The sequence below is a fragment of the Bradyrhizobium sp. PRIMUS42 genome, assembly GCF_023006515.1.
In the GTDB taxonomy this organism is placed as follows: domain Bacteria; phylum Pseudomonadota; class Alphaproteobacteria; order Rhizobiales; family Xanthobacteraceae; genus Bradyrhizobium.
This window is the reverse complement of record NZ_JALBGZ010001615.1, coordinates 1-436: the sequence shown is the minus strand read 5'-3', so window position 1 is coordinate 436 and position 436 is coordinate 1. Positions and strand designations below refer to the sequence as shown.

The 436-nt window shown below is 68.8% G+C and carries 1 pseudogene; it reads right to left on the bottom strand.

Features of this window, described 5'->3' with window-relative positions:
• Window positions 1–436 (bottom strand): annotated as a pseudogene (locus MOV75_RS41935) (caspase-like domain-containing protein); the annotation flags it as partial.

Genomic DNA, 436 nt, shown 5'->3' with positions numbered 1-436 from the left:
CGGGTTGCCACGGCCGGCAATCGCCGGCCCCAGATTGCCCGGTCCCGGTCCAGCCCCTGCTCCTGCCCCCACAGCCGGTGCTGGTGCCGGCGGGCGGTTGATCACGGTGTTGATCACCGTCGTATTATGGATGTTCTGGTAGATGATGTTGTTCGGCGGCGGCGCGACATAGACCGGCGGCCTGACGAACACCGGGATCGGCACGAACACCGGCTGCGGCAGCACGAACAGGCCGACCACGGGCAGCGGCGGCGTCAGCACGACGAAATCCGGCGGCGGCGGCGGCAGATAATAGACCGGCGGCGGCGGTGGCGGCGCGAAGCCGAAATCGGGATCGCTGAAATACAGCACCGGACGGTCGACATAGACCACCTCCTCCGGCGGCGGCGGCGGCACGTCGTAGTCGATCATCGCAAAGCTCGGCGGCGGCTCGGCC